Here is a 19,682-nt window from a genome sequence, read left to right as displayed (position 1 = left end):
TTCCCCCTATGCTACTTTTCTACTATTTGTAGTAGCTCCACTTTTTTTACTTGTCATATAAGAGATTGCTAGTACAATCACAGTTGTAATAATCACATAAATAAGTGCTGAATTTTGTTTTCCTTCAAATACAACTTGATGGAATAATCCTGCAAGTGATCCACCTAAAATTGGACCAACTACTGGGATCCATGCATACTTCCAGTTTGAACCGCCCTTTCCTGCAATCGGAAGGAAGAAGTGTGCAATACGCGGACCTAAATCACGAGCCGGGTTGATTGCGTATCCTGTTGTTCCACCTAATGATAAACCAATACTTACAATTAAGAAACCTACGATAAATGGATTTAAACCATCTGCAAATTTATTTGCTCCAATTGCTAATATACCAAATACTAAAACGAATGTTCCAATCATTTCACTTAAAAGGTTTGTAAATGTGTTCGGAATTGCTGGACCTGTTGCAAATACACCTAACTTTGTTCCTGGATCTTCTGTTTCTTTCCAGTGTGGTAAGTAATGTAAATATACAAGAACTGCCCCTATAATTGCCCCAATCATTTGTGCTGCGATATACATAGGTACATCACTCCATGGGAACGCTCCCTTAAAAGCAAGTCCTATCGTTAAAGCCGGATTCAAATGTGCCCCACTAATTGATCCAACTGCATACGCTGCCATAGCAACCGCTAGACCCCAACCCATTGTAATTACAATCCAACCAGAATCTTTCGCAAACGATTTCTTTAAACTTACACCAGCGCAAACGCCGCCACCAAGTAAGATTAACAATGCAGTCCCTATTAATTCCCCTAAAAATGCTGACATAAAATCCCTCCACAATCAATTTAAATGCTTTCGAAAAGTGATAGAGGTAAAATGAATGGCCATTCGTTTTTTTCAAAAGAAAAAGATCCACAGCTTACATGCTTCTATATAGTATATATAGAAACAATAAAATGTGGATCTCTTCTTTTCTCCGTCACGTTTATTAACTTGTCTATAATGTTAACCCTTAATGAAAGCGGTGTCAACAGAATTTTTTCACATTTTCGTCACTTTTTTTGGTAATGTTTCCATAGTTCTTTTTTCGATGTCGTAATTGCTGTCGCACCAGCATTTAACGCTCTTTCAACGTCTTCTACCGTTCGAATAAAACCACCTGCTAAAATTGGTACACCTGTACGCTCTTTCACCTCAGCAATGACACCCGTTAACGCACCAGGAAGCACCTCTATATAATCCGGCTTCGTCTTTTCTAGCAAATTACAGCTCTTTTCCATTGCGCTAGAATCAATTAAAAAGATGCGTTGAATGGAGACGACACCTTTTTGCTTCGCCTTCATAATTACGCTCGCCTTTGTCGATAATAACCCGTACGGTTTATATTCTTGGCATAAAAACTCCGTCGCATGCCCATCACTTTGTAATCCATGGATCAAATCCACATGTAAAAATACTTTTTTATTATGCTGCTTCGCGAGCGACACAACACTCTTCAATTGACCGACATGAATATCTAAAATAACTATATACTCATACGAACTATGTAATAGCTTCTCCAAATCTTTAATTTGCCTCACTGCCGGCAAAATCTTTTGCTCATGAAATTCCATTCTAAACGTCCCCTTCCTATCTATCCTTTATAGTACACAATTTGGGTGAAAAGAACAGCTAGTGTAGGGGATTTCTTACAAATCTTTCTCTTATCTATATATTTTCTTCAACTTATCAGAAACCGTACCACCTATAATCATTAATAGGAGCGGTAAAAAATTCATTACATATGGTGCATCTGCGACAATTGTAATGCTTGCTCCTGCAAACTTATTTAACGCCCATACAACGATTTTTGTAATAAATAAAAATACGCCCATCATAAATAGACTATCGAAAAACACCTTCCATTTCGGATACGCTAATTGCTTACTATCCTCAATTACTTTTTGCGTCAACTCTTCATCACTCCTCAATAACTCATCAATTGTAATACCGAACAGATCACTTAAATGAATAATAATTTCAATGCTCGGATAGTTCTTTCCCGTCTCCCATTTCGAAACAGACTGCCTACTTACATGAATTTTTTCAGCCAAATCATTTTGCGACCAATTTCTTTTTTCCCTTTCTTCTTTTAAACGTTCACTAAAAATCATACTGTGTTTATCACCTCTCTATGTCTAGTATGGTCAAATAAATGATGAAGAGTAAAGCTAGTTATCGTTGCGTAACCTGTGCAACTTGTGCGTTACACTTTAAAATGGCGCCATTTCATACTCTATGCCATGCAGATTTCATATGTTTTTCTTCTATAATAATTTCCCGAACAATAATACAAATAACGAATACTAGTAAAGACAGGACTAGACATAAGAAATACGCCATTCCTTCCTATAGTTCTCCAGAAAGAATAACGCATATATCCATGTTTACTCATCCGTTTTCGGTTTATAAGAAAAACCCGGATATTTCACAACAGGCCACTTTTCTTTACGTAAAGAATCCATCAATTGCGGGCCAACATGTACATTACTTTCCACTATTTCTTTAGGAGTCAGTGCCATCCATTGATTTAACGATACATCTTCAAAACGGTTACTTTTAAACATCTCTAAAAACCATAATGTTTCATTGCCTGTGTTTTGAATATAGTGTCCAGTCGCAAACGGTACATATCCGACATCACCAGCTCTATAATCAAATGTACGAGCTGTACCATTTCCAAGAAACACCGTCATTCTCGCTTGCCCGGTAAGATAATATTGCCACTCATCATTATTCGGGTGCCAATGAAGCTCTCTCATTCCACCAGGCTCAATTTCAACGAGCGCTGCTGCGATTGTTTTGGAAATAGGAAAATTCGTAGAATCTACAATTCGGACGCTACCACCAGGAGTCTTAATCGGATTTTGTTTTAACAGTTCATGTTTAAATGTTAAAGGAACTTCTCCTTCTGGCGACTGAACTTCCTGATTTTCAAGCGAACCCGGTACCTCCCCTTGATAAATATAAACTTGATCTGAAGGAATGGAGTGAAAAGTACTTTCCGGCACTCCGAAGTTAGCCGACAACACTTCTTTTGGCGTATGTGCAAACCAGTCAGAAATAGCTAAAGTAGATAGATCAGAAAAATGTCCATCATCGAAAACGAGCAGAAATTCACAATGTTCCAATCCTTGAATCGAATGCGGGATACCAGGGGGAAAGTACCAAAGATCACCTGGACCAACGTCAGCAATGAAATTTCGCCCTTCTTGGTCAACGGCAGTTATACGTGCCTTTCCTAAAAGCATATATGCCCATTCTGCTTGTTTATGCCAATGGAGTTCACGTACTCCTCCGGCCGTTAAACTCATATTTACACCAGCAATCGTAGTCGAAACCGGAAGTTCTCTAACAGTAATCTCCCGGGACCACCCACCGTGTTTTAAAATCATAGAAGTGTCTGAGAACGAAAATTTCAAGTTAGGAACTAAGCCAGCATCAGTTATAGGCGGAACGAGCATATTCGGATTTTGAATATCCCGCATAACATTACGAGGTCCAGAATCTATCGCACCAGCTCCATCGCTACGGATTGGCTGTGGTATACTCCCTCCCGCTTCATTAACAGTACGTTTTTTCATCATTACACTCCTTTTTCATCCGATTATTAAGTAAAAAGCCTCCATCATAGTGTATGAATTGGGCTTTGGATGGTTACTGTGACTATGGATACAAGGGGTTCTGCCTTAACAATCCGCTAAATCTTGATGCGATCTTAATTTAAAAGGGAGTATCCAGCAAACTAACATATAAAAAAGAAGAGAAATCCCTTTCTCTTCTTTACAAGTTTCTATTAAAGCAATACCGAATCTTTATCACTATCCTGATTCCGTTTCTCTCGTTCTTCTTCTAAGCGCTTCATATATACTTCGCCTTCTTTTTCGATAAAATCATTATCCATCTCTTGCTCTTTTTTCGAAGTATATAAAACCATGTAGCCACTTAGTACAATCCCAATGATTACAAGATAAATCCACCATGGTAAAGTTTCCACTTTCGTTCATCCCTTTCCTTAGACAAGCCTTATTAGTTTCACTTTATGAGGAAAGAAGTGGATTTATGCTTAAAATTTTATTGTGGATTCTTCGCGAAGAACGCTTGTACATATTCCATAAACTCGATTGGCTCCTGGCGAAACGGTGCGTGGTATCCTTTTTCAATGATATGGAACGTACTATTTGCAAATAGCTCATGATACAGTTCACCATTTTTCCAAGAAACACTCTTATCGTGTCGTCCCCATATAATTAAAGTCGGTACCTTAATTTTATCTGCTTCCATCGCAATGCGGCGCTCTCTCATTTTCGTAAGCTGATCATAATGCTCTTTATCATCGCGACTATTTTTCACTTCATTTTTATTATAATCCGTAATCTCTGTTACAGTTTGTAAGTCTGTCGATAGTGGCGGCACTTCATAACTTTCTTTTTGCTGGAAAGACTCTATTCCTGTAGAATCCGCTAAAACGAGATGCGTTACTGCATCCGGATATAAATACGCTAAATTTAGAGACATCTCTCCGCCCATCGAATGACCAAGTACTGCGAATTGATCGTATCCGAGTTTCTTCATTAACTTATAATATAAATTCACTTGCGTGGGAAACGAATACTGAAAATCAATTGGTTTAGAAGAACGCCCAAACCCTAAAATATCAACCGCAATAATCGTATGGTCCTTTACAAGTTCCGGATAAATATCATTAAACCCATCTGAAGAACCACCGAACCCGTGAAGCATAAGTAAAGGCGGTTTCCCCTCACCAATTTGCTTAAAATAAATCGTCTGCCCATCAATCTGCGCCATACTCTCTTTCGTATTCAGCCTCATCATCACAGTATCTTTCACTTCTTCAACCTTCGCAATCGGCTTATCAACGAAGTTACATACTATTAATAAAACAAGAACAATACCGCTAATCATATAAAACTTAAACCGTTTCAAAATCCCCGTCTCCTTTCTCATGTTGCTATTTAAAGTTTTTACATTATTTGGTTGTTTTATGTTCTTTTTTAATTGTAACCACTTTAGTTACAATTATATTAAAAAAATATAAATCATTTCTATTAATGATGGTTATTTTGTAACTATTATAGTTACATATTTAAAGTAAGTCAATTCTTTTTACGACCAAAAAGAAAAGGGACCTCGTTATGAGGTCCCTTCACTTTATTATTTAATTTAAAAATGGTCAGCGTGTGAGTCTTGCTTGCTAATACCGCCACCGTCACCTTTATTGAAGTTGGCTGGTGCTCCTCCATCGCCTCTATTATCTGCTGGTGCTCCACCTGTATCTCCAATGTTAACGTAGTCTGGTCTTGCTGGTGCTCCTCCGTCACCTTTATTATCTGCTGGTGCTCCGCCTGTGTCGCCAACGTTAACGTAGTCTGGTCTTGCTGGTGCTGGAACATCACCGTGCTCCGCTTGTTGTACAAAAGAACTATTTAAACCGACAGATACAATACCAACTAACACTATACCAGTTACAGCCATACCTATTTTTTTAAACATTATTTTAATGCTCCTCTCTCTATCTTCTTCTCTTTTGCCTGTAATGCTTTGTAAAAATAATCACTTGCTTTCATGTAATTAGCATCCTCACGAAACTTTATTGCAAGTTTTTCCACATATTCCTGAGTGTAACTATATAAAGATTCTTTATCAAAATAAGTAATTCCTTTAAGGATAATCTGCTCTAATTCTTTAATAGGAACATTACCATTTACTGCTTTTAAAATACTAAAATGATGTATATACTCTTCATTTTCTAACTCCATACAAATATTTAATCCTCTATCAATTAATTCTTCAGCAATGTTTGTTTCTCCCAGTTTAAAATGTTCCCTAGCTTGTAGGAAAATCGCTTTGAAATGTGCTGGGAATTTCTCTGTTACTTCCGAAAGATGTCGAATAGCTAGTGCAGAAAGGTTTTGACTTGCGTATAGCCATCCTAAATTATGACGTACCCTTAAAAGCAATATAGCGTTATCCTGTTTTTGTAGAATATCTATCGCTGAATTTAGACACTCTTCTGCTTGTTCATATTGCTTTATTTGTATGGCAGTTAGTCCTAAAAGATTTTGAGATAAAGCAATATTCATATCTTGTCCTGATTGTTTTGAAAAAATTTCTTTAGCTTTATTTACATATTTTATTGTATTCATTGGTTGCCTTGTATTGTAGAAAAATGCAGAAAGACGATAACAGAATTCCCCATATTCTAATTCATCAGGAATATATTTTATTAGTGTTTTGGCCTTCTCATAACATCTACTTGCATCATTGTAATTTGATATTAGAGTTGCATGCGTTGCCTTAAAAAAATAATAGTAATATGACAAACGATTTTCAGACGTTTTATAAATTTCATCAATTTTATCAAAACTATTTTTAGTAATTTGTAAGCCATCCGCCAGCACTTTATATCTAAAATCTAATAAAGAGTAATATAGCCATAAATCCCCATCCTCTTTTACATTAGAAAATTCACTCTCAATATCTTCCTTCATTTCCCTAGCTTTCTCTATATCTTGCTGCAACATTACACGATACCAATTATCTAAAGAATGTTTCATTTGCTCCTTCGTTACTACATCTGTTCCCATACCTTCGCATCCCCTTTTCTCCAAATTCAAAAAATTAGAATTTTTATACAATTATCCGAATTGTATATTATCACCCCTTTTATATGTATTGAAAAATAATTGTCAGAAAATTTATAATTTAAATGAATTATACCAAATATTTCTATTTAAAAAACTTGAGAAACATTTTTCAGAAAGTTTTATAGCCCAAATAAAAAAGCAAGCAATTCCAGCTATCAGCTAAAACTACTTACTCTTCTACTTATTATTTCTATCTTTACTCTTTAATAAATTCCTTCGTACTTCTCACTGTATCAATCGGACGAACTAATTTTTCGATTTCTTCACGCTTTGGCTCTAAGAATGGAGGTAAAGATAATTTTTCCCCAAGTGTTTCGTATGGCTCATCTCCCATAAACCCTGGGCCATCTGTTGCGAATTCAAATAAAATTTGCGGCGCAACTCTTGCGTATAATGACTCAAAGAAGTGACGATTTACATAACCAGATGAAGGGAGTCCAACTCGACTTAGTCGCTCAATCCACTCTTCTAATACAGCACGATCCTCTACGCGGAATGCAGCATGATGCACTGTACCAAAACCTTGTTGTGCTTCAGGAAGAACCGTATTATGTTCTACAATGACAGATGCACCGTTTCCACCTTCACCTACTTCAAATAAGTAGAATTCTCCTTCTTGAGCAATCTCTTTAAATAATAGAACTTTTTCTAACACTTCTTTGAAATAACTAAAGTTCGCGATACGGATAAATACAGGTCCTAAGCCAGTAATTGCGTATTCTAATGGAACTGGTCCGTTTTGCCAAGGTGTACCTGATTCCACCCCTTTATCCAATTCATCTGAGATTAATTGATAGTGTTGATCATCAAAATCAACGAAAGAAAGAGTTTTCTTACCAAATTGCTCTTTAATTCCTGTATGTTCTACTTCAAGACGGTCAAAACGTTTCACCCAATACGCTAATGCTGCGTCAGTTGGAACGCGGAATGAAGTTTTTGAAATTTCATTTGTACCGTGTACCCCTTTTGGAACACCTGGGAAGTCAAAGAATGTCATATCTGTTCCTGCACTACCTTTATCATCTGCAAAGAATAAATGATACGTTTGAATATCATCTTGGTTTACTGTTTTTTTAACTAAACGCATTCCTAAAACGTGAGTGAAAAATTCATAGTTCTTTTCTGCACTACTTGTAATTGCTGTAACGTGGTGAATTCCTTTTAATTGGTTCATTTTATATTCCTCCAGTGGTTTTTAATTTTATATTTTCTCTTCTATTATTTCTCTTCAATAGGTGCTAATTTCGCTTCAATTTCTGCTCGCTGACCTTCTAAGAACGGTGGTAAATCAAGTTTTTCTCCTAAATGCTCCACATCTCCATCAACTGTAAATCCTGGTCCATCTGTCGCAATTTCAAATAGAATTCCGTTTGATTCACGGAAATATAAGCTTTTAAAGTAGAAACGGTCGATAATGCCTGAAGAATGGAAACCTTTTTGTATCACCTGTTCTTCCCAATAAGCTAGCTCTGCATCGTTTTTTACACGAATTGCTAAATGGTGAATGCTACCGCGGCCCGGCTTTTCAGTAGGACCATCTAAATATTTCACAACGATTTCTCCAAAGGCTTCCCCTTTTATAGACTGGAAAATCGCTTCTTCATCATTTCGGCTAACCTCTGTATAACCAAACATCTCTGTAAGTGTACTCGCCAATTTATCAAGTCTACGCACTGTCATTTCCACAGAACCCATTCCTTGAATTTGATGCTGTGCAGGAACTTCTGATTTCTCCCAAGTTTCCCAGTGCTCCACTTTTTCTCCGTTTGAAACGAGTAGTACGAGACGTAGGCCTTCCGCATCCTCAAATTGCAAAGCAGGACGATTTGCATATGTTGTTATTTCACTATGTTTTACACCAAATCCCTCAAATCGTTCTTTCCAGTAATGTAAGCTTTCCTCTGAAGGAACGAGTAATCCGATTCGAGTAATTGCATTCGTACCACGATACGTTTTTCCTACTAAAGGCATTTCAAAAAATGATAGTTCCGTACCTGGACTTCCTGTTTTATCTCCGTAAAATAAATGATACATGGATGGATCATCTTGGTTTACCGTCATTTTCACACGACGTAAACCAAGTACATTTTTATAAAAATGGTTATTCTCACTTCCTTTTTTTGTAACCATTGAAATGTGATGATGCCCTTTAATTTCATACATTGATAATTCCTCCGTTTCATTTTACTAGTCAAGTGATACCTAAAAAATAATATTTCCAACAAATAATATGGTTATTAACTTTTCAATTTATGCTTATTATGTTTTTGTAAATTCATCTTAGTTTTTACTGAATAAGTTACTTCGTTTTTTTAATCGAAAGCAATTGAGTGTATGTTTTTCATATGACTCAATCGCTTTCGTTAATATCACTTTACAACTCAAGTGATTAAAAAGCAAGTTATTTATCTCAAATTCGAGACATTTTTTATTGCATAACATTTTGGACTAGAGAATGATGAATTTCTATATGGGATAACGTCATAAAAATGTGGATTTACAAAGCTAAGTTCATTTGCAACTAATGCAATCCCTTATTTAGAAAAAGCTGTTCTTTTAAGATCAAATAACTAACCGATTTTTTCTACATATGTCATGTATTTCATATTTTTTCCTCCTATTATTAATCAGCAAGGTTTATAGATTAATAATCTACGTTTCAATAATACTCTTCTTGGCAGGGTAAAGATGTTACTTTAAATGAAGTCTATGTATAAGTCTATTAACCTAGTAACAGTATGAAAAAAACCGACTCTTTATTTGAGCCGGTTTTTTTATATCTTTGTTTGTTGTTCTATACTCCATATGTCATTTCGTCCAAAAATTCTCCGCCATTTCTCAGGCATATTACTATCCTAGAAATCGCACAATTAAAATAATGCTTTCTTGTTCCGATTGATTCTTCTGGAACAGGTTCTAAATCATAAAACATTTCCTCTTTTTTATGAAAATACATTTTCCCAACTTTTTCTGGTGATTCAGATGGATAATATTGATATACAACTATCTCTTCATCTTCAAATTCTTTATTCATTGTTATATGGATTGCCATAGTGTATCTCCTCCATTTTTATTCTGCATCTATATCAGGTATTTTCCAAGGGCGACCGGATCTTAAAGTTGCATCATGTGCTGTTTTATAATCAGTTTTAAAAATCCCTTCAAATCGAGATTCGAATATTTCATGTCTAATTAACTCCATATCATTTGATAAAAATTCTCCACTTTCAAGACGTTTCCATCCTTGTGCTATTGGATAATCCGGATGAAATCTACCGATCCCTAATTCTCGTAAATCATGTTCTTTAAAAAATACATGTTCTTTCGCTCTTCTTATATGTCTTTCATTTATTCCTGTATTTTTAGCTATAGTCTGAACATCTGTAGTGGAATTTCTAATTCCTTCATAGGATTTTATTGCATCCTCTTCTCGTCTAAGCCATTCGTTTAGGGAAATATTACCGTTTCGTCCACCGGAATTAATGTAAACTGAGCGATCTACTTTTGATGCTTTTTTAGCTGTATCAGCGGCCTCAGCCGCCTTTGCAGTCATTTTAACACCTTTTCCTACTTTGGCAATCTTTCCAACTGGTGTAAGACCAGCTACCGCCATTCCACCAGCAAAGATTCTATCCCAAGTGGAAAGTTTTTCGCCAGTAGATGGATCAATACCATCCCAAGCACGACGAACATCGTATTCACCACTGACTTCACCGGCAATATCTCTAGCTAGTTTTTTACCATCAAAGCCTTTCTCTTCAGAAGATGTTTTACCGCACATTGCACCTTCTTCCATTGTAACATCTTGATCATCCGCATTGCGAAATTTTTCAGCGATTCGTTTCAAATCTTCTTCTACTTGTATAATTGAATTGATAGATGTAAAAGCTTTTGGTCTCGCATCATTGAACATTTGAACGAATTGTTGATTAGAGGCACCAATCCATTGAAAACACAAATGATTAATTTCATTACATAAATTATTATGTATAGATTCTAATGCGATTCGGGTATTACTTGCACGATTAGCAACTTCTTCTAGCATTTCAGGTGTCACTTTGATTTGAACCATTTCTTTCCTCCCTTTCCCCAATTAAAATCATGAGATAAAAAGAAAAAAATGTAAATGCAGAAACTTTAGATTAATATAATAATTTCCATGTAAAATAAAATCTGCTTAATTGCAAATAGAACCTATGTGTATGTGAAATAAAGTTAGTAAAATAAAAGAGCATCCCCAAACGGAAATGCCCTTTTATTTCAGGTTTAAATTACACCCATTTCTTTTAACATATCAATTAAACTAGTATAGAAGTATTCACATGCTTCTGTCTCAAAATTAAATATCTTAATATTACTCTTTATTACTCGCTTACTATAATATTTTACATTCTTTTCGAAGATATTTAATGAATTCACACTTGGTAAATTTACATCTCCTCGAACCATTTTACCTTGTTGTCTTTAGATTTTCGTATTCTCATCAAACTTCTTTACCAGTTAAATTATCAACAAATCTTATTTTTCCATTTTCAGAAACTAATTGTAAATCACTACCTATTGGTAGTTCGTATATTCCCAGAATGGCCGGTTCAATATTTGCTACAGTATTAAAATTACATACTACTAAATTATCAGGATTATTAATGTAATCATCATCATCAATTTCTGAAAAAAATCTCCAACCATTATCTACCGCATCTATTGATTGCTCTCTCAATATCCATTTCAATTTTCCTGTTTCATTTATTATATTTTTTGAAACAATACAAGCCCCAGCTTTTTCAATAAATTCAATAGGCTCTTTTTTATTCATATTTTTCCATCCTTTCAATTAAACTTGCTCCATATGGGAATTTTCTAGCGTATTCAATAGCTGAAAATCCTGTACTATCTTTAGAAGTTAAATCTAAGTTTGGTTGAGAAAACCACAAATTATATAACTTTTCTAATACTTCATCCAATTTCTTTTCTATTTGCGATTTTTCTTCTTTTGAAAGAAACGAATCAATTTCTCTATTACACCATCTCGAACTTGATCATAAGACCATTTTTGCACCTGTATTTTTTCTCTTATAGCTTTTAATTCTTCTATATTTTCCTTCGAGTATCTCGAATATCCTTCCTGACTTCGCTCTGTTTGACCATACTTTAAGCAAATCGAGAGTCACCCCTAAATGATCCGCAATAATTTTCGGTGTATACATTTCCGATTTTAGTTCCAATTTTCATTTCACCCCTGTTCTCAAACATAAATCTTCATAAAACACCCTATATGTCTTCTATACATCTAGATAAAACAAAAAGAGCATATCCCTTTCGGAATTGCCCTCTCAACTTAAAAAATAATATCAATTTCCTTTTAAAATTTGATCAATCTCTTTCTCATTTTCACTTATTAAATCATAAAATCCTACATGAATATCTTCTTCATACAGCCAACATAAATCAGTACCATAAGGAGCATCAAAAATTTCTAACATAACTGGAGCTATTTCTAATATAGAGCTTGCTCCTAATACTTGAAAATTACTAGAATCATTTACATATTCATCATCATCTTCCGAAGAATAAATAGTCCACCCATTTAATTGAGGAATTTCTGATTTTTCCCTAAATGTATAACGTATTGATTTTCCAGCTACAACATTTTTAGAAACAATAAAGCCCCCGTAATCAGAATTATTTACTTTCATATTAACACTCCTCAATAATAGTTAATAAATCATTTCTCCAAGAATACTCTTTAGCATAATCTACACATGATTTTCCAGATTGATCTTTCAAATTATAGTTTGAACCATTTTTAATAAGTAATTTATACATGTCTTTATTGTCTTCTGTAGACAATTTATTTATCGTAATAGCATACTTCAAAGGAATAGCATTATATTTATCCAAAGCATTTATATTAATTTCATTATCAATAAGTAATTTTGTTATCTCTAATTCATATTCTATTGTTGGGCGTAAAACACAAAAATAAAACATATGCAATGCATTCCTTTTATCTTTAGCTGTAGTGTAATTAATATCAATACCCTCTTCTAGTAAAAATTTTATAATTTTAAGTTTTTCACTAGAATTTTTATTATTAGTCATAGCCATGCACAATAAATTAATATCTAAATCACTATCAATTTGATTAATATCACCATCATAAAATTTTTTGAAATCTTCAAAAGTTCCTTCTCTAACTGCATCAAAAACATTTAATATTTTCATTCCATCATCTTCCTAACTACTCATATTTATGACTTCTATTTACAGAGGGCTTTTCTAATCTGAAATTATCCGAATTAAACTGAAATTCTTTTAACTCTTTAAGAGTAATCTCACGATTTTTATATTTCTCAAACATATTCTTATAAGTATTTCCTTCTGTATGACCAAAATCTACTTTATTTTTTCGTGCCTGTCCAGGTTTCCAGTCAAGTACCTCACTAGTATTAGGATCCCGTAAAATCCCATCTGGGTCTATCTGTTTATCAAAAACATCTTTTTCAAATTCATATTTCTTTTTACCAGATAACTGTGGTCTACCATTAGGCTTTCCGTTTTTAATATAGGGACCATTTTCTAAAGCTTTATCTGAACCCTTAACTTTTTTAGCTGTATTTACAGCATCAGTAGCCTTAGCAGTCATTTTAACTCCTTTTCCTACTTTAGCTATCTTTCCAAAGGGTGTAAGGCCGGCTACAGCCATGACACCTGCCCCAGCACGTTCCCACCCCGAAAGTTTTTCGCCAGTAGATGGATCAATACCATCCCAAACACGACGAACATCATACTCACCACTTATTTCCCCAGCTATATCCCTGGCTAATTTTCCACCATCAAATCCTTTTCCCTCCGAAGAAGGTTTACCACACATTGCCCCTTCTTCCATTGTAACATCTTGATTATCTGTGTTACGGAATTTTTCGGCAATTCGTTTCAAATCTTCTTCTACTTGTATAATTGAATTGATAGATGTAAAAGCTTTTGGTCTCGCATCATTGAACATTTGAACGAATTGTTGATTAGAGGCACCAATCCATTGGGAACACAAATGATCAATTTCATTACATAAATTATTATGTATAGATTCTAATGCGATTCTGGTATTACTTGCACGATTAGCAACTTCTTCTAGCATTTCAGGTGTCACTTTGATTTGAACCATTTCTTTCCTCCCTTTCCCCAATTAAAATTATGAGATAAAAAGAAAAAAATGCAAATACAGAAACTTTAGATTAGTATAATAATGTGTATATAAAATAAAAGAGCACCCCCAAACGGAAATGCCCTTTTATTTCAGTTTTAAATTACACCCATTCCTTTTAACATCTCAATTAAACTAGTATAGAAGTATTCACATGCTTCTGTCTCAGAATTAAATGTCTTAAGGTTACTCTTTGTTCCTCGCTCATTATAATATACTTTCCATACTCCATTCTGTTCATTAAAACAATACGATTCGTTTGGTAATCCACCCTTTAAACTATATAAATCCTTTGGCACCTCTTCTTGTAATAATTTCTGTTCTAACTCATTTTTTCGCATGTTTAGAACCTACCCTTTTCAATGCTTCTTCTTCAATTATTTCATTTTAACTATTTCATTTTTAATAAAGAAAACAGCCCCACTAAGCTTTTAACACTTAATGAGGCCATTCTATTCACAATCTTAATTATGGAAAGTTGGCTTATAGAACGAACGATTATCAAGCGCAAAGACACGTTCTGTGTATTCGCCTGGTTTTGTGCGTCCTAATGCGCGGTCCATCATGTTCATTTTTGCATCTAAGTTATCGATGTAGTGCAGAATTTCTGCTTCTTTCACTAATGGTGGTTTTGGGCTACCCCATTCTGCTTTTCCGTGATGGGAAAGGACGATGTGCTGAAGGATTAATACTTCCTCTGCATCGATTTGTAGTTCGTCTGCTGCTTTACCAATTTCGTTCACCATGATAGAAATGTGGCCTAGTAAATTTCCTTCTAACGTATACGTCGTAGAAATTGGTCCAGATAGCTCAAATACTTTACCAAGATCGTGTAAAATAACGCCCGCATATAGTAAGTCTTTATCTAACGATGGGTACAGAGCCGAGATAGCTTTCGCTAAATCTAACATTGATACAACATGATAAGCTAGTCCAGATACGAACTCGTGATGGTTCTTTGTCGCTGCTGGATATTCTAAAAATTCATTTTGATGCTTATTTAACAAATGTCTTGTTAGACGCTGTATGTTCGGGTTTCTCATTTCAAATATGTATTGCGTAATTTTCTCAACCATATCTTCTTTTTTTATTGGAGCTTTTTCTACAAAGTCTGAGATGTCTGTTACTTCATTCTCATTCGCAACACGAATTTGTTTCACACGTAATTGAATACGTCCTTTATAGTTTAGAATATCTCCAGCTACTTTAACGATTGTTTCCGCTACATATTGTTTCTCAACTTCTGGCGATACGTCCCATAGCTTTGCTTCAATATCTCCACTTGGATCTTGTAAGATTACTGTTAAAAACGGCTTGCCATTGCTTGCGAGACCTTTTGTCGCTGTTTTAATTAACAAGAAAACATCGACTTGTTCACCAACTTCATATTCTACAATTTTCTTTTTCATTCGAATTCCTCCACCAAATCAGTTACTTTTAGTATAGCATACTACAACTCATTTTCTTTACGCTTACGTGTTAATTTTATAATCTCATTTTCTGTAAAATACGTTAATAAATGCGCATGGCATGTAAAGAAGATAACTTGTCTATCTTTCGCAATTTCTTTTATAAGTTCAATCGTTCGATTCGTCCTTACCGCGTCAAAATGTACGAAGCTATCATCAATAATAAATGGATAGTCATGCTCAAACGTTTTCGCTAGCGCGAATCGCAATGATAAATATAACTGCTCCGCTGTCGCTTGGCTTAGTTCATGACTGTAAAAACGCATACCATCGTTACGTTCGACAATGAACGGTTCCGCTTCTGACGGTGAGAATATTTTACTATATCTCCCGCCTGTTAAATACACGAAATACTCTTCGGATTTTTGTAAAATACGCGGAAGATGCACTTCATGATAATACTGCTTCGTTTTCGTTAGCACTGTCTTTGCGGCCGCATATGCAGCCCACTTCTTCACTTGTTCACGCACTTGCGCTTTTTTCATTTCCCACTCATGTAGTAAATCACCATACGTACTGCCTTCTTCTAAATTCGCAATTTCTATTCGATGCTTCGCAATACGCTCTGTCAGTTCTTTCTCTTGCGCCAGACAGTTTTGCACGGCTGTAATTTCTTGCTTTAATTTTTCATCATAACCGTCAGCCTCATAATGCTCAGCTAATGACAAACTCGTTAAGCGCTGTTCTAACAAATCAATTTGAGGTAATAAACGCCCCACTTGCTTATCCGCGTCTTCACGTTTCTCTGCCAATTTTCCTGCTTCTAAAAACATCTCTTCATCTGTAGATTCTGCGATATGCCATAACCCATCTCGCTCTACTAGTAGTTGTTTTAATTGCTGCTGCATGAACTCATATTCTTCTTGCCATTCCGCCAGCTTCTCTTTCAGCTGCTTACAAGTTTGGCGCTTTTCTTTTTCATTTTGCATACGACTTTGCGCCTCATGCAAATTACTATACTCTTTACTACCGATAACAGTTTCTAGTTTATGCTCAAAGTGCGAAATCATTTCATATAATGAAGATTTCCGCTCGCCTTGTTTATCTAGCTCACGATATAATTGCTGCATTTTTTCAATACGCTCAAACGCTGGCAACATGTGCGCATATGTAAAAAATTCAGGGAACATATAGCGCGTTTTATACGCATCTACTTGTTCTCCTATTTGGAAAGTTTCTCTCTCCCATTCTTCATAAGATGAAACGACTTTATCATAAGCACGTTCCATTTGTTGTAATTTATAAGACTCTCGCTCAAATAACTTTCGAATCTCTTCATCCTTTTCTAACTGATAACGAACGGACATCGCCTCTTCACTTTGACGCCCGCCAGCACTTTGCTGAAGAGTAAGAAGCTCTTCTTGTAATCCACCCGAAGGATCTTTATATAAAACGAGTGCTAAAACAATCCCTACAAAAACAATCACACTAATAAATAACAGCACGCGGTTATCTATAAATAGACTCGTGAATAAAACAAGCGTGTTAATAAGAAGTAAAAGAAGACAAATTCTTTGCCACTGTTTTTTCTTTTGCATAGCCGCCCCTGTTTTTTCCTCATACTTACGCTTCATTCTCTCTGCGCCCATTCCTAAAAATGCCGCATCCTGAAATGATTTTTCTCTCTCAACTAACGTATTTCGTTCTTCATCAGCTAACATTTGCTTACTTATTTGTCTTATATTTTCTTCTTGCTCTTCTAATTGCTCCTGAGCCGTTTTAAAACGTTCATCTAGTTGTGCTTTTTGCGATTCTAATTCACGCGCCTTTTGCACAGTTTGCATAATTAATTCTTTCGTCGCTAAACTTATATCAAACGAAAGAACAGTCTCTTGTTCAAAAGTAGCGCCAATTTGTTGCTGTAGTTCTGCGATTTCTTCTTTTATATTCGCAATACTTCCCGTCATATCACGCATTTCTTGGCGTGCATTTTCATAAGACATATGCTGCATACGAAGTTCTTCTACGTAACTTTCTTTTTGTAAAAATACTTCATCTATTTCTGTGGAATCAATTTCTGATTGCACTGTTTCTATCTTTTTTTGAAGCGAATCTACTTGTACTTGCAGCGGTTCTATCTTTGCCTTTACCGCCTCATAGCGCGCCATTCCGTTTACAGGAAACTGCCCCCTCTCGCTTTTCAACACTTTCTCGTGCGCACTCTTTTCAATAACGAGAGGCTCAAGCGCCGCTAATATTTCATAGTCTTGCTTTCGTCTTTCGGCTGACTCTTTTTCCGCACGAACAAAGATAAGTTTCTCTTCACTTTCTTTTAACTGCTCGACCTGTTTTTCATACGTGCCAATCTTCCCTTGCCACTCTTTCATCTTTTCCTCAATTTTCTTCATCTCTTGCAGTGACACGTTAATTTCAGGATTACGACCACTCGGCTTAAAACGCTGATTCATTTCTTTTTCTAATTTTTTATCTAACTGCAATAACGCATCACTTCCGACTGCGCTGGCCGAAAATAAATAATTGCCGATATCCGCTTCGCCGAGCTGATGAATATTTTGAAGACCATGCATATCAAATGAAAAAACAGAATCAAATAAGCTTTCATTCACACCGCTTAATATATCGTTTAAAATATCTTCGCCGCCAGTTTTCCCGCCTTCAAAATAAACGGTCACCGCGCCTACTGCCGTCTTTGGCAATCGTTCAATTTTCAAACGGCCGTACTTCTCTGTTTGAACAGTCATCGCTCCGCCGTACTTCCCGCCTTCTTTCGGCTCATAACGGCGCTGTCCTCTCGTCGGAAAACCGAATAAAATACTTTTCATAAACGAGCGAATTGTCGATTTCCCCGCTTCATTTTCACCGTACAGTACCGTCAGCATTGACAGATCCATTTCCACATTTTCTAGTTTTCCATAGCCATAAATATGGAGTTTTTCAATTCTCATTTTTTATCCCTCTCTTGCTGGAATAATTGCTCTAAAATAATATTTTTCGCTTCCTTTTGAATCTCTTTCTTCTCTTCTTCCGTAAAAGCTTCAATGCTATTACGCGCTACAGGAGATGTCCAAATGGTGCGCAACACTCCGTCCATATTTGTGAAAGCTTCTAACTCTTTCAGCACACTACCGACGAAATGATTTTCTTCTTTCAAACGTTCAATTTCCGCAAAAGAAACCGTCTCGTTTTTCCACTTCATCGCATATACAAAGTCTTTTCGCTCTTCTCCCGCTGCTAAAATATGAAAAATCTCTTCCACGCGCTTGTCTTCACGCAAATAAGGAGCAAGTGGTCCCTGTCCTGTAAATATGACAGTTAAAAGCGTACCTTCCTCTTCTCTTCTGCATTCATTCATCGCACTTGACGCGCTCGTCATAAGATCATCAACAGTTTCAAGTCCATCAATATTCACTTCTATCTCATCCCACACAACATCCGCCGTATGGAAAAATGAACACTGCGATCCTTGTTTCGTGAGTTCAATAAGGTACGCACCCTTCTCGCCCGTCTCCTTACGATGACGCCCTTGTATATTACCTGGATAAATAATGTACGGCTCTTCTGATAAAATTTCACGTTTATGTATATGGCCAAGAGCCCAATAATCAAACTGCTTTTCCTTCAGCTCACGAATTTGAAACGGTGCATAGCGATTATGCTCTGCATCCCCTTCCACACTTCCGTGAAGCATTCCAATATGAAAAGGCGCATCACTCATTTTCGTATACTGCGCTGTCATATTATCCGTTACCGCTTGCTGCAAATAACTAAACCCGTAAATAGAAGCTACAAGCTCACCATTTTTATAAAATGACTTCTCTTCCACATAAGGCTCCGTAAACACGTGAACATTTTCCGGAAACTCAATCGCTGCCCAGCTTCCCCCTAAATGATCGTGGTTACCATGAATAATAAAAACGGGAATATCGTACTGCGAAAGTCTCTTCATTTGCTCACGCACAAACACTTGCGCCCTCAAACTTCTCGTCTCCGCATCATACAAATCCCCGGCTAGTAATACGAAATCAACGCGCTCTTGAATCGCTTTATCAACAATACGCTCGAACGATTCAAACGTACTCTGCTTCATTCTCTCCCAAACAGACTGTGGTACATTCATCTCCATCCCTTTAAACGGACTATCCAAATGCAAATCAGCCGCATGTATAAACTTCACTTGTTTCACAAATAACGATCCTTTCTATAGTTCAAAAGTTTCATCTTATCCGCATGAACACAAACAATAAATGCTCAATTGGCGAAAACTAGTAATAAGCAGGAAATAAAAAATCCCCCACTGATTAAAGTTTCACTTTACCCCGTATTAACGGGCAGTAGGCA

Annotated in this window: 21 protein-coding genes and 1 pseudogene; all 22 read right to left on the bottom strand. The window is 35.9% G+C overall.

Annotated features, from left to right (window positions below; translation table 11 throughout):
- Positions 1-6: 6 nt before the first annotated feature.
- The 22 genes and pseudogenes from glpF to MKY90_RS05135 all read right to left on the bottom strand — a co-directional run bounded on the left by glpF (position 7) and on the right by MKY90_RS05135 (position 19,527).
- On the bottom strand, positions 7-828 hold the full coding sequence (gene glpF / locus MKY90_RS05235) for a glycerol uptake facilitator protein GlpF (RefSeq protein ID WP_002030197.1): 822 nt from the start codon (positions 826-828) through the stop codon (positions 7-9).
- Positions 829-1,055: 227 nt separating this feature from the next.
- On the bottom strand, positions 1,056-1,616 hold the full coding sequence (glpP, locus tag MKY90_RS05230) for a glycerol uptake operon antiterminator GlpP (RefSeq protein ID WP_000394293.1): 561 nt from the start codon (positions 1,614-1,616) through the stop codon (positions 1,056-1,058).
- Between the two features lie 90 nt (positions 1,617-1,706).
- Positions 1,707-2,156: a helix-turn-helix domain-containing protein gene (locus tag MKY90_RS05225; RefSeq protein ID WP_002087188.1), complete on the bottom strand. Its 450-nt coding sequence runs from the start codon at positions 2,154-2,156 to the stop codon at positions 1,707-1,709.
- Positions 2,157-2,429: 273 nt separating this feature from the next.
- Entirely contained in the window at positions 2,430-3,626 is a 1,197-nt protein-coding gene (locus tag MKY90_RS05220) for an oxalate decarboxylase family bicupin (RefSeq protein WP_050001273.1), read from the bottom strand.
- Positions 3,627-3,838: 212 nt separating this feature from the next.
- On the bottom strand, positions 3,839-4,039 hold the full coding sequence (locus tag MKY90_RS05215) for a sporulation YhaL family protein (RefSeq protein ID WP_002087191.1): 201 nt from the start codon (positions 4,037-4,039) through the stop codon (positions 3,839-3,841).
- Between the two features lie 77 nt (positions 4,040-4,116).
- Positions 4,117-4,989: an alpha/beta fold hydrolase gene (locus MKY90_RS05210; RefSeq protein WP_002186501.1), complete on the bottom strand. Its 873-nt coding sequence runs from the start codon at positions 4,987-4,989 to the stop codon at positions 4,117-4,119.
- Between the two features lie 237 nt (positions 4,990-5,226).
- Entirely contained in the window at positions 5,227-5,556 is a 330-nt protein-coding gene (locus MKY90_RS05205; protein ID WP_341090647.1) for a Phr family secreted Rap phosphatase inhibitor, read from the bottom strand.
- Positions 5,556-6,650 (bottom strand): response regulator aspartate phosphatase, encoded by a 1,095-nt coding sequence (locus tag MKY90_RS05200; protein ID WP_215598977.1) that lies wholly within the window; start codon positions 6,648-6,650, stop codon positions 5,556-5,558. The genes MKY90_RS05205 and MKY90_RS05200 overlap by 1 nt, the downstream gene beginning before the upstream one ends.
- A gap of 256 nt (positions 6,651-6,906) precedes the next feature.
- Entirely contained in the window at positions 6,907-7,884 is a 978-nt protein-coding gene (locus MKY90_RS05195; protein ID WP_001072570.1) for a ring-cleaving dioxygenase, read from the bottom strand.
- Positions 7,885-7,928: 44 nt separating this feature from the next.
- Entirely contained in the window at positions 7,929-8,873 is a 945-nt protein-coding gene (locus tag MKY90_RS05190; RefSeq protein ID WP_098167208.1) for a ring-cleaving dioxygenase, read from the bottom strand.
- Positions 8,874-9,504: 631 nt separating this feature from the next.
- Positions 9,505-9,762, bottom strand: coding sequence for a hypothetical protein (locus tag MKY90_RS05185; RefSeq protein WP_071737263.1), 258 nt, complete (start codon positions 9,760-9,762; stop codon positions 9,505-9,507).
- 18 nt (positions 9,763-9,780) lie between these two features.
- Entirely contained in the window at positions 9,781-10,782 is a 1,002-nt protein-coding gene (locus MKY90_RS05180; protein WP_137076301.1) for a WXG100 family type VII secretion target, read from the bottom strand.
- Between the two features lie 411 nt (positions 10,783-11,193).
- Complete coding sequence (locus tag MKY90_RS05175) at positions 11,194-11,526, bottom strand: DUF2185 domain-containing protein (protein WP_098169169.1); 333 nt, start codon at positions 11,524-11,526, stop codon at positions 11,194-11,196.
- Positions 11,519-11,674, bottom strand: a complete 156-nt coding sequence (locus tag MKY90_RS30380) for a hypothetical protein (protein ID WP_012260494.1) — start codon at positions 11,672-11,674, stop codon at positions 11,519-11,521. Before MKY90_RS30380 ends, MKY90_RS05175 begins: the two co-directional genes overlap by 8 nt.
- Positions 11,657-11,935 (bottom strand): annotated as a pseudogene (locus tag MKY90_RS05170) (MerR family transcriptional regulator); the annotation flags it as partial. The pseudogene MKY90_RS05170 and the gene MKY90_RS30380, both read right to left, overlap by 18 nt.
- Positions 11,936-12,061: 126 nt before the next feature.
- A complete protein-coding gene (locus MKY90_RS05165) occupies positions 12,062-12,406 on the bottom strand; it encodes a DUF2185 domain-containing protein (RefSeq protein ID WP_012260493.1) in 345 nt (114 codons plus the stop codon).
- Between the two features lies 1 nt (position 12,407).
- A complete protein-coding gene (locus MKY90_RS05160) occupies positions 12,408-12,935 on the bottom strand; it encodes an ankyrin repeat domain-containing protein (RefSeq protein WP_215598980.1) in 528 nt (175 codons plus the stop codon).
- Between the two features lie 16 nt (positions 12,936-12,951).
- A complete protein-coding gene (locus MKY90_RS05155; RefSeq protein WP_341090634.1) occupies positions 12,952-13,875 on the bottom strand; it encodes a WXG100 family type VII secretion target in 924 nt (307 codons plus the stop codon).
- A gap of 137 nt (positions 13,876-14,012) precedes the next feature.
- The gene (locus MKY90_RS05150; protein ID WP_098169104.1) at positions 14,013-14,255 is read right to left on the bottom strand and encodes a hypothetical protein; all 243 of its coding nucleotides are present in this window, start codon (positions 14,253-14,255) and stop codon (positions 14,013-14,015) included.
- A 123-nt stretch (positions 14,256-14,378) separates the two neighbouring features.
- Complete coding sequence (gene yhaM / locus MKY90_RS05145) at positions 14,379-15,323, bottom strand: 3'-5' exoribonuclease YhaM (protein WP_002011096.1); 945 nt, start codon at positions 15,321-15,323, stop codon at positions 14,379-14,381.
- Between the two features lie 41 nt (positions 15,324-15,364).
- Complete coding sequence (locus MKY90_RS05140; RefSeq protein ID WP_341090630.1) at positions 15,365-18,289, bottom strand: ATP-binding protein; 2,925 nt, start codon at positions 18,287-18,289, stop codon at positions 15,365-15,367.
- Complete coding sequence (locus tag MKY90_RS05135) at positions 18,286-19,527, bottom strand: metallophosphoesterase family protein (RefSeq protein ID WP_098169102.1); 1,242 nt, start codon at positions 19,525-19,527, stop codon at positions 18,286-18,288. Before MKY90_RS05135 ends, MKY90_RS05140 begins: the two co-directional genes overlap by 4 nt.
- Between the last annotated feature and the right edge of the window lie 155 nt (positions 19,528-19,682).

This window comes from Bacillus sp. FSL P2-0099, assembly GCF_038007445.1.
GTDB classification, from domain to species: Bacteria; Bacillota; Bacilli; order Bacillales; family Bacillaceae_G; genus Bacillus_A; species Bacillus_A mycoides.
The sequence above is the reverse complement of the archived record's forward strand: the minus strand, read 5'-3'. Positions and strand labels throughout refer to the sequence as shown.